The sequence below is a fragment of the Chitinophaga chungangae genome (assembly GCF_017742215.1).
Classification (GTDB): Bacteria; Bacteroidota; Bacteroidia; order Chitinophagales; family Chitinophagaceae; genus Chitinophaga; species Chitinophaga chungangae.
Genome location: NZ_JAGHKP010000005.1, coordinates 1 through 14,757, shown reverse-complemented (window position 1 = coordinate 14,757; position 14,757 = coordinate 1). Strand labels below are relative to the sequence as shown.

Below are 14,757 nucleotides of genomic sequence, written 5' to 3'. Positions count from 1 at the left end.
CTGCATGAAAGAACAAATAACGGCATTGCTGCAACAATTGAAGAATAATTCGATCCAGTTCAAAGATGTGATCACGTTTATAGAAAGCTATTACCAGCATCAGCCGACGGCCTTTAAAAATGGCGGGACATACAACGAAGCGGCCCAGAACCAGGGCAGCGCGAAAGTGTTCGCTTTTGCTCAATTAAATAACCTTGACAAGGAAAACACGCTGTATTTATTTGCGGAACATTATCAATCCGTGCTGGACCATCCCTATGCCACGGACCATCAGAATATCCGGCAGTTTATGCAGCACGGCTGGCCGGGGATCATGTTTGAAGGGGAGGCGTTGAGGGCGAAGTAGGGTTTAGTTATTTGAAATAAAAAAAGGCTATAGATCTATTGATTTATAGCCTTTTATCTTTGAAGTGGAACCGGCGGGAGTCGAACCCGCGTCCAAACATATCCTCCAAAAGCTTTCTACATGCTTATTTCTGCATTGGGTTGTCGGAACTCGGCAGGGGCAGAACAAACCAACCTCGTTCGTATCCGTTTAGATTTTCATTACACACTCACAGAAACCATGTGTACCTATCCCAATGTGGTTTTGATTCGGCGGCAAGAGTCGCATAGGGCGACAAGCTCAAGCGGCTATAATGGGTACCTAATTTAATTAGGCAGCCATGGCGTAGTTAGATTCGCCAATTAGTGTTTGGGTATTCAGATTTACGTGCTAATTATCCAACGCACGGCATGCTTACACTTTCAAAGACCTATGCTGTCAAAACCGGTCGGCCCCAGTTTATCTGCCCCGCAAAGATACGGAATTTTCATCAGAATTTGGAGGTGATCCAACGCCATACATCCAGCCCGTTCGCATACAGCAGTAAACCGAACAATATCACCATCCCCACGATCTGCGCGTATTCCATGAACTTCTCGCCGGGCTTGCGGCCGGTGATCATTTCATAAATGAGGAACAGTACGTGGCCGCCGTCCAGCGCGGGGATCGGCAGGATGTTCATGAATGCCAAAATAATGCTCAGCAATGCTGTCAGTTCCCAGAAACTCTGCCAGTCCCAAACGGAAGGGAACAGGCTCCCGATGCTCATGAAGCCGCCCAGCGATTCGCTTGCTTTTACTTCAGGAGAAACAAAGATCAGGCGCAGCTGCTGTACGTATTTTACAAGGGTCGATATCGCTTTTTTGAACCCGGCGGGAATCGCTTCGCCGAAAGTATAACTCACATGCACTACGTCCAGCTGTTTGTTGATGCTGTAACCGAGCATAAGATTGTCTTTCGGCGATACCAGCGGATTAAACGTCAATGTGTCGGCGCCGCGCAGGATGGTGAGTTTCACCGGTTTGCCTGCCTGCCGTTTGATCATTTTCGCCATGTCCATAAAGTAGGTCACGGCTGTATCGTTCACACTCAATACACGATCGCCGTTGCGGATGCCGGATTTGTAGGCGTTCCCTTTCGGGAACACGGTATCCAATATCGAAAGCATCCTCGGCAGGGCAATGGGCGCTTTTTTGTTGATGGTTTTATTGACGAATCCCTGCGGGATCGTAATGCTCATTTCCCGGCCGTCGCGTTCTATCTGGATGGTTTTGGCCTGATTCAGGATCACGTCTCCCGTGATTTCTTCAAACTTTTCCTTTTTAACGCTATCCACCGCAATGATGTGATCGCCATCGCGAAGACCGATGCTTTGGGCGAGCGAATCCGCATAAATACCGTATTTGGCGTTGCGGATAGGCAGGTAATCGTCTCCCCACTGCCAGAGGATCATGGAATAGATAAAAAACCCAAGGATCAGGTTCACCGTTACCCCGCCGATCATGATGATCAGGCGCTGCCAGGCCGGTTTGGAACGGAACTCCCAGGGCTGCGGCGGCTTGTTCAGCTGCTCCTTGTCCATGCTCTCGTCGATCATACCGGAAATCTTCACATAACCGCCCAGGGGCAGCCAGCCCACGCCGTATTCCGTATCGCCTTTTTTGAACTTAAAAAGGGAAAACCAGGGATCGAAGAAAAGATAGAACTTCTCCACTTTCGTCTTGAACAGTTTGGCCGGGATAAAATGCCCCATTTCATGCAGGACCACCAGGATCGACAGCGACAAAATCAACTGGCCTGCTTTGATTAATATTTCCGATGTTTCCATGTATTGCTTGGATGTATACTCTTAGTTTGCGAAGGTAAATGAATCAGGTGAGACTATGTATCAATTCTGCGGCATGTTCGCGGGCAGCGGCATCTGCCTGGTAATAATGCTGTAAAGTCGGCTTTTCCACGAAGGGGATCTTCGCCAGGGTTTCTTCGATCACTTCCGTCATCTGCAGGAACCCGATCCTGTTTTTCAGGAACGCCAGCACCACTTCCTCGTTCGCTGCGTTCATGACGCAGGCCGCATTCCCCCCTTTCTTCAATACTTCTGTGGCGATGGCAAGGTTACGGAATGTTTTCGTATCGGGCTGCTCAAAAGTAAGGGAGGGGTAATTCTTGAAAGAAAAACGCGGGAAATCGTTGGACAAACGGTCCGGGTAACCCATTGCATACTGGATGGGCAGTTTCATATCCGGCAGGCCCATCTGGGCTTTCAGCGATCCGTCCGTGAACTGTACCATGGAATGGATGATAGACTGCGGGTGTATCACCACTTCGATCTGCTCCGCATCCAGGCCGAACAGCCATTTGGCCTCGATCATTTCCAGCCCTTTGTTCATCAGGGTGGCGGAATCGATGCTGATCTTGGCGCCCATGCTCCAGTTAGGATGCTGCAGCGCGTGGTCTTTTTTTACATTGATCAGGAAATTGGTCTTTTTCCCGAGGAAAGGCCCGCCGGATGCGGTGAGTATCACTTTGTCCACCTTGCCTGGCGGCTCTCCCAGCAGGCATTGGAAAATGGCGGAATGCTCCGAATCCACCGGGATGATGGGCACGTTTTTCCTGCGCGCGGTCGCCATCACGATATCGCCTGCCACTACCAGGGTTTCCTTGTTGGCCAGCGCTACCGGCGTGCCCTGCTCCAGCGCGCTGAGCGTGGGCGCCAGGCCGGCGAAACCTACAATGGACGCCAGCACCAGGTCGATGCTGTCCCACGCGGCCACTTCCACCATGGCGGCGGCGCCGGCAAATACCTTGATGCCTTTATCGAACAGTACGTCCTTTACTTCGGTGTATTTCGTTTCGTCGCCGATCACCACCGCGTTGGGTTTGAACTGAACGGCCTGCTCGATGAGCAGGGCGGCGTTCTGCTGCGCGGTGAGCACTTCCACTTCAAACTTATCCGGGTGTGCGGCGATAACGTCGAGCGCCTGGCGGCCGACGGACCCTGTGGAGCCGAAAATTCCTATGCGTTTTTTACTCATGATCAAACAGGACTGTTTCCTGCGCTTAAATTTAAAGGTTTTTATCTATTGTGCGTGCGAACGCCTGCCTTCCCGCGGCTGGCGGGAGGCTAAGCCTTTCCTGGACCGTATCAGCGCGCTTGCAGGTATTTTTCCATTTCTTCCGCGATCTTGCGGTCGTTGCTCAGGCGCGGCACCTTGTTCTGGCCACCGAGCTTGCCGATGGACTTCATATAGTCGATAAACCCGTTCTTGCGCACGGGCCTTATCTTCAGAGGCTGCAATATATTACCGGTTAACAGATCGTCGTAATAAATGTTCTTTTTGCGCAGCACATGGTCTACCTCCAGGGCAAAACCCTCCAGGTTGCCCGGCACGTCCTCAAACTCCACGAACCATTCATGGTACGGCAATTCCCCGTTCACCTGTATGCGCGGCGCCACGGTGAACTCGGTGATGCGCACGTTGTTGCCCGAGGCCACGCCCATCAGGCTTTGCTCCACTTCCTCGCCGATCACATGCTCGCCGAAGGCGGAAATAAAATGTTTGGTGCGGCCGGTCACCACGATGCGGTAAGGATTGGTGCTCACGAACTTCACGGTATCGCCGATGTTGTAAGCCCATAAACCCGCGTTGGTGCTCACGATGAGCGCGTAGTTCACGCCCGGCTCCACGTCTTTAAGGGTGATGCGGGTCGGGTTTTCGGAGAATATCTCGCCGGCGGGAACAAATTCAAAGAAAATACCGGCGTTGGTGTTAAGCAGCAGGCCTTCGTGCTGCTGGCTGTCCTGGTACGCAAAAAACCCTTCCGAAGCGGGAAAAGTCTCGATAGCAGGAACTTTCCGGCCGATGGAATCGAACAGTTTGGCTTTGTACGGCTCGAAATTCACACCGCCGTGCACGAGCAGGTTGAAATTGGGGAACAGCTCCCCTACCGGCTTGCCGCTGCGGGCTATAAGGCTGTCGAAGTACATCTGCATCCAGGGCGGAATGCCGCTGATGAGGCGCATATCCTGCCCGATGGTTTCGTCTACGATCTTGCCCAGCTTGGTTTCCCAGTCTTCGATACAGTTTGTCTCATAGCTGGGCAATTGATTCGTGCGGAGATACCGCGGGATCTGGTGATTGGCGATACCGCTGAGGCGCCCGGTGGGGATGCCGCCTACCCTTTCCAGCTCGGGCGAGCCGGAGAGGAAGATCAGCTTGCCGTCGAAAGCGCTGGCGTCGCCCAGTTCCGTCACGTTGCAGAACACCGCGTTGCGGGAAGTGTTGAAGTGATGGTCCACCGATTCTTTGGTGATGGGAATATATTTTACTCCGCTGGTAGTGCCGGAGGTTTTGGCAAAGTAGATGGGCTGGCCCTTCCAGAGGATGTTGTGTTTTCCTTCCTTTATTTTTTCGATATACGGTTTAAATTGCTCGTAATCGCGGATGGGCACTGCCTGTTTAAAGTTTTCATAGGAGCTGATGCCGTCGAATTTATGTTCTTTCCCGAATTCCGTTTTTTTGCCCGTCTTAAGCAGATCCTGGAGGATAGCCTCCTGATCTTCCACCGCCCTCAGCATTTCCTTCTTCACCTTACCGGCTATGATGGAAGCAAATGGTTTGGCCAGCAGTGATTTAAACTTCATGCCCCGATATTTTAATGATCAACGTAAAAAACAAATGTATAAAAATTGTGCACAACTTTGGGCCTTTTTAGAACGGGCCACTGGCGGGCATTAGCGGGCAAAAAACGGGGGAACGGGTAAAATAGCGGCAGAAATGGGTTGCTAAACAATTGTTAAAAAAAACTAAAATTGTAAAAACTCCGTATCTTTGATATGTAAAAAGCTATTTTTCAATACAGTGCCCTGTCAGCGGGGCCTTGATTCCTGTAAAAATGTATAAAATCTTTGTTGATTAAAAAACAAAGTAATACCTTTGCAGGAAATTATTTTTGGAATATTATGTTCGCAGTTGTAAAAATCGCAGGTCAGCAATTCAAAGTACAGAAAGATCAGGAGATCTTCGTACACCAATTGGCTGGTAATGTTGGAGATAAAGTAGAATTTGCAGAAGTTTTGCTGACCGACAACGACGGTAAAGTTACCGTAGGTACTGATGTAAAATCAGTGATCAAGGCCGAGATCCTGAGCCATGTTCAGGGTGATAAGGTGATTGCTTTCAAAATGAAACGCAGAAAAGGTTTCAGGAAGAAAGTAGGTCACCGTACCCATTTTACCAAGATCAGGATCAACGAAATCGCTTAATATTAATAAAGTTATAAAGTAACAATACAATGGCACATAAAAAAGGTGAAGGTAGTGTTAAGAACGGCCGCGACTCACAAAGCAAAAGGCTTGGTGTAAAAATCTTCGGCGGTCAGGTGGCAGTGGCTGGTAACATCATTATCCGCCAGAGGGGCACCGTATATCACGCAGGTTCTAACGTAGGCATCGGTAAAGATTTTACCATCTACGCTCTCACAGATGGTGTTGTGGAGTTCCGGAAAGGTCGCGAGAACAGAACTTTCGTTTCCGTAAAATCATTTGACACCACTGCCCAGGCAGAAGCCTAAAAGCAGTGTTTGCCATAAAGTTTTTTTAATACCCAATTTTAATTACTAACCCAAAATTCAAAAAACAATGGCAACAATTAAGAAAGCGGCTGCTAAAAAAGCTGCTCCTAAAAAGAAAGCTGCTGCTAAGAAAGCCGCTCCTAAAAAGAAAGCCGCTGCTAAAAAAGCCGCTCCTAAAAAAGCTGCTGCTAAAAAAGCCGCTCCTAAAAAGAAAGCTGCTGCTAAGAAAGCTGCTCCTAAAAAGAAAGCCGCTGCTAAAAAAGCCGCTCCTAAAAAGAAAGCTGCTGCTAAGAAAGCCGCTCCTAAAAAAGCTGCCGCTAAGAAAGCTGCTCCTAAAAAGAAAGCCGCGGCTAAGAAAGCTGCACCTAAGAAGAAAGCCGCTCCCAAGAAAAAAGCTGCTCCTTCTGCACCTGCAGCTCCGGCCATGTAAGATCGGAATTACAAACTGTAGCATAAAGAACCTCGATGCAAATCGAGGTTCTTTTTTTTTGCCTAACTTAGGGCCTCTATGGACAATTACATCATCTCCGATAACCTCTCCCTGCTGGCCAAACTGATGGATATCCACGGCGATAATCCCTTCAAAGCCAAATCGTTCGCCAATGCGGCCTTCCAGATAGAAAAACTCACCGTTCCCCTCCAGGATACCCCGCGCGACGGCATCTTCCGTATCAAAGGCATCGGCGAATCCACCGGCAAATGCGTCATAGAAATGCTCGAAACCGGGCAGTTCGGCCTGCTGGAAGAATACCTCGGCAAAACGCCCGCCGGCATCCTCGATATGATGCGCATCAAAGGCATCGGGCCCAAAAAGATCGCCACCATCTGGAAAGAACTCGCAATAGAAACGCTCGGCGAGCTTCTCTACGCCTGCAACGAAAACCGTCTCACCCTGCTCAAGGGATTCGGGCAAAAAACACAGGAAAGCATCCGCCAGGCCATCGAATTTTTCCTGTCCAACCGCGAAAGGTTCCTTTATGCCGAAGTGGAAAAATTTGCCGGTGAGCTCACCACGCTCCTCTCCCGCCTCTTCGCTCCCGCAAAAGTAGCCGTTACCGGCGCTTTCAGGCGGCAACAGCCCATCATCGACGAGCTTGAGTTCGTGATCGGGATGGCGATAGACCAAGTGGCTGAAAAATTCAAATCGGTCGAAGGCTTCGAACGCCTCGATAATACAGACGATGCCGTGCTGCTGCATTACAAAGAGCACATCAAAATAAAGGTTTACGGCGTGGAAGCGGACCATTTCGCAACCAAACTGTTCACCACCACCGGTACCGAAACCTTCCTCGACGCATTTTTCGCCCATACCGGCCGATCGTCCGGCGGCGAGGAAACCACGGAAGAAGATATCTTCGCCAACGCCGGCATCGCGTTTATACCGCCCGCCCTGCGCGAAACCGCAGCCATCGTTCAGTCCGCGGCAAACGGCGCTTTGCCCGCGCTTATCCAGGCAACGGACATTAAAGGCATCATCCACTCCCACAGCCAATGGAGCGACGGGGTAGCCAGTTTGGAAGACATGGCGAAAGCTGCCAGGGACCAGGGTTTTGAATACCTCGTGATCAGCGATCACTCCCGTTCGGCCTTTTATGCGAACGGCCTGCATGTGGAACGCATCGTTGCACAGCACCAGCAGATAGAAGAGCTCAATAAACAACTCGCCCCCTTCCGCATTTTCAAAAGCATCGAAGCGGACATTCTCAACGACGGCAGCCTCGACTATCCCGATGAAGTGCTGAAAACTTTCGACCTGGTGATCGCTTCCGTGCATACCAATCTCAAAATGCCGGAAGATAAAGCCATGGCGCGTTTGCTCAAAGCCATCTCCAATCCTTACACCACCATTCTCGGTCACATGACGGGCCGCCTGCTGCTCAGCCGCAACGGTTACCCCGTAGATCATAAAATAATAGCGGAAGCCTGTGCGGCGAACGATGTAGTGATAGAACTCAATGCACACCCGCGCCGGCTGGACATCGACTGGGAATGGATCCCCTACGCGCTCGAAAAAGGCGCGATGATCTCCATCGATCCGGATGCGCATGCGATTGAAGGATATAAAGACATTCATTACGGCACGCTCGCCGCGCAAAAAGGCGGCCTGACCAAAGAACGGAACCTCAGCAGTTTCAGCCGCGCGGAACTGGAAGCTTTCCTGGAAACACGCAAACTCAAAAAAGGATTATAAATGTCGCCGCAACTATTGCACGCACTGGCCATTGCCGTAGCCCCGGGCATCGCTATTTCCTTGCTGATCTACATGCTCGACGGGCACGACCGTGAGCCGGTGCGGCTGTTGATACGTTGTTTCCTCCTGGGCGTGTTTTCAGTGATCCTGCCTTTGACTTTCCAGATAGCGGCGGCATCCTTTGGATGGACGGCCACGGTGCCCGGCGTGCTGAACAAAGCGATCTTTGCGTTCGGCGTCGTGGGGCTCAGCGAAGAACTGGGGAAATTCCTCGTGCTGCGGTATTATGCATTCCGCAAACCCGCATTCGACGAGCCTTTCGACGGCATCGTATATTCCGTGATGATCGGGATGGGTTTTGCAACGGCGGAGAATATCAGTTATGTGATGCAGTACGGCATCGGCACCGGGTGGGTGAGAATGTTCATTTCCGTGCCGGCGCATGCCGCTTTCGCCATCCTGATGGGATATTACGCCGGGCTGGCGAAGTTCATCCCCCAACATCGCGGCACATTATTGTTCACAGGGCTTTTTTGGGCCACGGCATTCCATGGCGCTTTCGACTTTTTCCTTTTTATCGGCAACAGTCTTTTCCTGATAATGGCTTCATTGTTCTGCCTTTTCATCGGCATACGGCTGTCTGTCAAAGCGGTACGGCAGCACCGGGAGCTTTCAGCGCGGTGGCGCGACCAATACGGCCGTCAGCGGGAAGGAGAGGAATAATTGCGGGTGAGCCAAAGGTAAAGGCCATACCCTACGAAGGGGAGAAAAAACACGAGCATCAGCCATTTCAGATGATATGGCCGGCGGTTGCCGCCCTGCTTGAAAGTATGCTGCACAACGAACCGCACCACTATCCAGATATGCAGCATAAACAGCAATGTGAGCCATATTTCCTGGTCGAACATAATTCCTGATACTTTACGTTACTTAAATCTACAAATTTTAGGGGAAAAGCGTGCGCTGAAGTCGGGGCAAAAAAAAGAGCCCGACTCGAAAATCAGGCCCATCCTCCAAATTAACTAGTAATGCAAAGTGGATAAAGAGGTATATATCGAATGATAAATGTCGGTTTTGATCATGCGCACAAGCCGGGAATTCCGGTTTCAAAGCTACAAAAAAAATATTATTCTGTTAGGAATACTAATATCAGGAAGCATATCCGGTTAACAAGAAACGGGGTGTAAAAAAGACGAACAGAAGTGATTGATTTTTAAAAAGAAAGAGCCCGATAAGACAATCAGGCTCGTTTTCTCCAATTTAGCTTAAGACAAAAATCCCTTATTCCCTAATAAATAGACTCTTTAAAATCAATTCAAACAAGATGCCGAAAGTAAAAAAGAGAGCCCGACACGACCATCAGGCTCGATTTTTTCTCCAATTTAGCTTAAGACAAATTCTTGAGCAGGTTCGACACCTTGCAAATATTTTATGGTGAAAAAGTTAATGATCTTGTTTGAAAGAACTTAATGGTGGCCCTCTGCCAGTATCAACGTTAAACCAAATCTATACGAAAAAAACGAACAAACAAATATTTCACGTTAGGATAACTAACAATTAACTAAATTTCTTTATGCTGAAAGATTGCTGATATGAGGGGAAGGTTTTTCATCGTATATCCTATTACGAGAGTATTTACGTACAAAAACAAAAACCGGATTCTGGGACCCGGATAATTGTTTTTATAATATGTAAATAACTATATTAAAGTAATCTGGGCGTCAGTGTTTTGCCTTTCAGCAGCGAAAACCGGTAATTCAGCATCAGTTCGTGGCTCCCGCTCTGCATGCCTTTCAGATGGGTGGCCGATGCAAAATCATAGGAATAACCGAAGGAGAAATTCTTCGTCGCCTGTATCTGCACCATGGCGCTGGCCGATTTTTCCGTTCTCCATGTGGCGCCCATCCACAATATGTCCTTTAAAATCAACGTCGCGTTCAGGTCCGCCTGCACGCCCGCTCCCCCAACCTGGCGCAAAACCACCCCCGGCCTGAATTTCAGGATTTTATTGATATTCGCCAGGTATGCGCCGTGGAGGTACATATGCCGTTTGAATTCCACTTTATTAACAGAACCGCCGATGTCAAAATTATGGAACGAAGGCGCGGAAAAGCCAACAAAAAACTTCTCGTTGTACAACACGAAACCAAAACCGATATCGGTTTTCCAATAGGTCTGGTTCGCCGCGAAAACGGGATCGTCCGTGCCCAGGTGCTCGTTGTTCTCCTTAAACTGCTCCATGCCGCCTTTCAGGCCCATGGCCAGATACAGCTTATCGTCGAGCTTTACTTTCTGCGAAATATTAAAATAATACCCGGTCTGCGAATAGATCGTGATCTCGTCTTTCATCGCCATAAACCCCACGCTGGTACTGGTGGCTTTAATGGGCGAATAAAAGGAGAACGTGGCCGTTTTGGGCGCGCCGTCCATGCCCACCCACTGGTTCCGGGCCACTACGGTGGCGCTGCTGAACTCGTCCATCGAAGGGTAACCCGGGTTGATGACCATGCCGTTGTATAAGTACTGCGCATACATAGGATGCTGCTGCGCTTCGGCCTGTTGCGCCATACCGCTGATAAACCCGGCTATGAACAGCCTTCTGAGGCTCTTCCATACAAAATGTCTTTTACTTCGATCACATTTGAATGCTCCGCATTTCAATGGACGGATGGAACCTCCCCGTTCATCACCCCGCATATTAAAATTCATCATGCTCGGTTTCATAGTAATATTTTTAATTATTGGGCAGATTTTAATACGACGTACCCGGTGTACCGCGTCATGTTACCATTGTTGTCCCACACGTGCAGCACATAGAAATAGGAGCCGTCCGGCAGCAACTTGCCGCCGCCGCTGCCTTTGTTGGCCTGGCCGTTGAAGTTGTTGGACTGGTTGTGGTAATTGCTGGTGGAGAACACCGTTCCACCCCAGCGGTTCACGATCACGATCTCGTTCCGGGCATATTTTTCAAGGTTTTCAATGATCAGCACATCGTTTTTGCCATCTCCGTTCGGCGATATTCCTTTGTGGACCCTGATCTCGAAATCGGGTTTCGCATCGTCGTTGAGAATGGCGCCGATAGCAGTCCGTTGCGCGCCCAGTACTGGCGGTTGCTGACCGGAAGCCACGGTGGCGGCTTTCAGCCTAAGCGCGAAATATTCATCCGATTCGTGCACAATATCTCCGGTTACCGGAACTTCTATTTCGGCTTCGCTGGTGAGCGCGGGTATCACGATCTGTTTGATGTGATCCTGGAAGTCTTCCCCTGCCCTCGCGCGCTGCGGGTCTTTATCCGCGCCCGCTCCTTCGAACGCGTCGGCAAATTCATATTCCAGTACAATGGTCCTGGTGCTCTGGCGGCTCAGCACGATTTTGAACGGCATGATCTCGATACCGGTGTTGCCTTCCTGCACTTTTGCCGTGTCTTTGCTGAAGCTGATCTCCAGCGCATCGTTGTCTGTGACGGCGGTTGACGTATTGCCGCTGGAGCCTTTGCCGTAAGGCTGTCCCGCCCCGGTATGCGGCTGGATCGTGAGGTTCACGAAACCGTCGTCGTCGTTCGTATCGTTATCTACCAGGTTCAGGATAAAGCTCACTTCGGTTTCGCCTGCCGGGATGGTGACCGTTAGGTTCCCGCCGGATTGCGGCACAGTGGTGGTTATTTCGCGGATCGCGTCGTGTTGGAGACTGATGTTCACCGGCATGTTTGCAGTCGGCGCCTGTGAGGCTTTCAGCGTCACGGTAAGACCGCCGCCCTCGCCAGCGGCGCTGGAAGTGAATAATTCTACGGTGATCACGTCATTGTCGTACAGGTTCACGCTGGCTGTGTTCTGCGCGGCTACAGGCCAGGTGATGGCCGGCATGGCCGAGCTGGCCGCGGTAAGCTGTATGTTGATGGTTTCGGTGCCTTCCAGCAGGATGTCGTCTTTCGGCGCGATGCTGATCACTGCTTCTTTCGAGCCCGCGGGGATGGTAACGGTGCCGGACAATGTGTTATAATCCGTTCCGGCCGTTGCAGTGCCGCTTACCGTGTAGGTAACCGTAACCGGTACGGCGGCGGTGAGCTGCGTATTCGCGAAACGCACGCGCACACTGCCCGCGGCAGACGGCTCGGTGGCATCTGCGATCTTCCCGATCAGGATGCTGCGGTCTGCACTGATCTCGTCGTCAGCGATCTGCAGCGATGCGGTTTTCACCGCGTCGAGCGTAGTGTTTACAGTATTGCCGAAGTATGGGAAGCTGCCGGAAGCCAGCTGTATCTGTATGGTCTCAGCGCCTTCCATCACATGATCGTCTGTAACCGTTACCGGTATCACCACTGATGAAGCACCCGCTTTGATAATGGCCGTGCCGCTAAGCGCGTTGAAATCGGAGCCGGAAGTGGCCGTACCGCTCACGGTATATTGCACGGTTACGTCGTACGGAGCGATGGCCGCGCCGGTGAGTTGTATGCTGAAAGCGCCATTGGTAGCTGGCTCTGCGGCATCGGCAGTTTTTACAACGGTTACGTTCAGGGCAGGCGCCGGGTCGCCCGGGATGTTCACCTGCGCGGAAGACGTTACGGTGAAGCCGGCGGCGATGCCTGTAAGCCGGAGCACTTCATCGCCTTCAGTGAGATTATCCTGTACCGCGGTGAGATTAATCGTCACTTTCTGCTGGTCTTTGGCGATCACTGCGGCGGGCAGCAGGGTGAAGTCCGCGTTATCCGCATTGAAAGCCGCGTCCGCAGCCAGGTTGATGGCGATGGGCAGCGCCGTGGTAATGCCGGCAGGCAGCGACAGGATCACTTTGCTGCTATTGCCTTCGTGCAGGGTGGTTGAATCGATGCTGATGGAGATCTGCCTGTTCGCGGGATCGAGACCGGTGATATCCGTAATCTGGATATCCGCGCCGGTGAAACTAAACCCTGCGGGCGCAGCACCGTCTACACGGATGGTCTCCACCGGTTCGATGATGCCGTCTTTCACTGCCGAGATGTCAAACCCGGCGCTGGCGTTGGTCATTGCAGGAATGGTGATGCTCACCGGTATCTGCGTATGGTCCGTATCCGCGGCGGTGGAAGAAGCGGCGGTTTTAGAAAGCGTAACGGTGATAGGCGTGCTGGATACGATGCCGTCCGGCAGTTTTACCATAAAGTCGCCCGTGGCGTCTTCCGCAATGCTGCCGCCGTCGTGCACGAGTGAGATCACGGTGTTCTGCGCATCGAGGCTGGTTGCATCTTCGATGGAGATAGTGACGCCGTTCACGCTGAACCCTGGTGCGGAACCATCCAACTGCAATGTTTCCAGCTGTTCGAGAATATTGTCCGCCGGTGCGGTAATATTAAATGCGGCACTGTGCTGGCCGGCCGTGATCGTTACCGATGCGGGCAGCGCGCTGTGGTCCGTATTATCGGAGGCAGACAATGCGTCTTTCACGATATCCACCACGATATCGCTGGTAGCGGTCAGCGTGCCGGGCAGGCTCACCGTGATGGAGGCCGTACCGCTGCCTTCGCGGATGGTGGCGTTGTTGCTGGTGAAAGAAATGGCGCCTCCGGAATTCGCATCCTGCACATCCAGCAGGATATTGCCGCTGATGGTGTAACCTGCGGAAGACGGGATCAGCTCCAGTTTTTCCACCGGCTCTATCACAGCATCGGTATTGATATCGAGCGTGAGTGTGCCGGAAGTTGCGCCGGCAGCGATGGTGGCGGTGGCCGGTATGCCGCCTGCAACGTCCGCGGCAGTTACGGCCGGTGTTGCAGCGCCCTGCGTTAATTGGATAACGATCGGGCTGGCGGTGGTTACGCCGGCGGGCAGGCTGAAGGTGAATACCGCCTGGTTGCCTTCGGTTACTGTTGCGGGGCCGCTTACGGTGATAGTTTTCACGGAAACGTCCGTGATGGTCACATCAGCCGCGCCGGTAGACGTGTTGCCAGCGATAGTGGCGGTGGCGGTGAGTTTCAACAGTTCTGAGGATTCGATCACATTATCGGCTACGGCGGTTACATCAAATTCTTCTTCCGTTTCTCCCGCCGCGATGGTAATGGCAGACGGGAAACCCACATCGGCCGGGTGACTGGCCGTTGAGCCCGATGCCCTGCTGATGCTCACGTTGATGTCTTGTGTGGACGTAACGCCTGACGGCAGGCTGGCTTTGAGTTTCACGACGCCGCCTTCCGCAACCGCGGCGGTGGCGGGCGACAGGGTGATATTCACCGGGCCGGTATTATCGGTAATAGTTACGGTGGTACCGGTAATGGCGATGCCTTGTGCGTTTGAGCCGTCGATCACTATTGTTTCATTGGTTTCTATTAATTGATCGGTGTTGGTAGTCAATGTGAACGTGCCGGTGGCAGTGCCTGCGGGAATCGTGATAACGCCAGGCGCGCCATGTTCGGTGTTACCGGCAGTTGAACTGCCGTTTTTACTTAATGTAACGGTCAGGTTATTCACAGCAGTAACACCACCATTCAATGTGGCCGTGATCACGGTGCTGCTGCCTTCCGCCACGGAAGCAGGTGCGGCGGACAGGGTGATGCTGGCACCTGCAAGATCTTGGTCGGTAATATCGAAACTTACGGATTGGCTAAAGGTGAAGCCGCTTGCGGATGGAACCAATGTCAGGTGTTCCAGTGCTTCAATTACATCATCATCTCCTGGTTTAAAATCAACATCGACAAAAT

12 protein-coding genes and 1 other RNA gene are annotated in these 14,757 nt (G+C 51.6%); 6 read left to right on the top strand and 7 right to left on the bottom strand.

Translation table 11 applies throughout. The features are described 5' to 3' along the window. Positions 1-4: 4 nt before the first annotated feature. The gene (locus J7I43_RS23365; RefSeq protein ID WP_209148414.1) at positions 5-346 is read left to right on the top strand and encodes a HopJ type III effector protein; all 342 of its coding nucleotides are present in this window, start codon (positions 5-7) and stop codon (positions 344-346) included. 62 nt (positions 347-408) lie between these two features. On the opposite strand, the gene ssrA is transcribed toward J7I43_RS23365, so the two are convergent. The 4 genes from ssrA to J7I43_RS23345 form a co-directional block, all read right to left on the bottom strand. Then, positions 409-781, bottom strand: a transfer-messenger RNA (tmRNA) gene (ssrA, locus tag J7I43_RS23360). Between the two features lie 34 nt (positions 782-815). Then, the gene (rseP, locus tag J7I43_RS23355) at positions 816-2,153 is read right to left on the bottom strand and encodes an RIP metalloprotease RseP (RefSeq protein WP_209148413.1); all 1,338 of its coding nucleotides are present in this window, start codon (positions 2,151-2,153) and stop codon (positions 816-818) included. A gap of 43 nt (positions 2,154-2,196) precedes the next feature. Next, positions 2,197-3,360 carry a 1-deoxy-D-xylulose-5-phosphate reductoisomerase gene (locus J7I43_RS23350; protein ID WP_209148412.1) on the bottom strand — a complete coding sequence of 388 codons (1,164 nt, stop codon included), beginning with the start codon at positions 3,358-3,360 and terminating at the stop codon, positions 2,197-2,199. Between the two features lie 110 nt (positions 3,361-3,470). After that, positions 3,471-4,970 carry a GH3 auxin-responsive promoter family protein gene (locus J7I43_RS23345; protein WP_209148411.1) on the bottom strand — a complete coding sequence of 500 codons (1,500 nt, stop codon included), beginning with the start codon at positions 4,968-4,970 and terminating at the stop codon, positions 3,471-3,473. A 264-nt stretch (positions 4,971-5,234) separates the two neighbouring features. Here J7I43_RS23345 and rplU point away from each other — a divergent pair, with 264 nt between their 5' ends. From rplU to J7I43_RS23320, 5 genes are all read left to right on the top strand, one after another. Then, entirely contained in the window at positions 5,235-5,591 is a 357-nt protein-coding gene (gene rplU, locus J7I43_RS23340) for a 50S ribosomal protein L21 (protein ID WP_209148410.1), read from the top strand. Positions 5,592-5,620: 29 nt separating this feature from the next. Then, entirely contained in the window at positions 5,621-5,899 is a 279-nt protein-coding gene (gene rpmA / locus J7I43_RS23335; RefSeq protein WP_120515559.1) for a 50S ribosomal protein L27, read from the top strand. 67 nt (positions 5,900-5,966) lie between these two features. Beyond that, the gene (locus tag J7I43_RS23330) at positions 5,967-6,329 is read left to right on the top strand and encodes a hypothetical protein (protein ID WP_209148409.1); all 363 of its coding nucleotides are present in this window, start codon (positions 5,967-5,969) and stop codon (positions 6,327-6,329) included. Positions 6,330-6,407: 78 nt separating this feature from the next. Continuing rightward, on the top strand, positions 6,408-8,090 hold the full coding sequence (locus tag J7I43_RS23325) for a helix-hairpin-helix domain-containing protein (RefSeq protein ID WP_209148408.1): 1,683 nt from the start codon (positions 6,408-6,410) through the stop codon (positions 8,088-8,090). Next, positions 8,091-8,813: a PrsW family intramembrane metalloprotease gene (locus J7I43_RS23320; protein ID WP_209148407.1), complete on the top strand. Its 723-nt coding sequence runs from the start codon at positions 8,091-8,093 to the stop codon at positions 8,811-8,813. Here the strand turns inward: J7I43_RS23320 and J7I43_RS23315 are convergent. The 3 genes from J7I43_RS23315 to J7I43_RS23305 all read right to left on the bottom strand — a co-directional run bounded on the left by J7I43_RS23315 (position 8,792) and on the right by J7I43_RS23305 (position 14,692). Continuing rightward, a complete protein-coding gene (locus tag J7I43_RS23315) occupies positions 8,792-8,998 on the bottom strand; it encodes a hypothetical protein (protein WP_209148406.1) in 207 nt (68 codons plus the stop codon). The genes J7I43_RS23320 and J7I43_RS23315 overlap by 22 nt on opposite strands. A gap of 796 nt (positions 8,999-9,794) precedes the next feature. Then, positions 9,795-10,658, bottom strand: a complete 864-nt coding sequence (locus tag J7I43_RS23310) for a PorP/SprF family type IX secretion system membrane protein (protein WP_209148405.1) — start codon at positions 10,656-10,658, stop codon at positions 9,795-9,797. A 170-nt stretch (positions 10,659-10,828) separates the two neighbouring features. Then, a complete protein-coding gene (locus tag J7I43_RS23305; protein WP_209148404.1) occupies positions 10,829-14,692 on the bottom strand; it encodes a Calx-beta domain-containing protein in 3,864 nt (1,287 codons plus the stop codon). Positions 14,693-14,757: the final 65 nt, after the last annotated feature.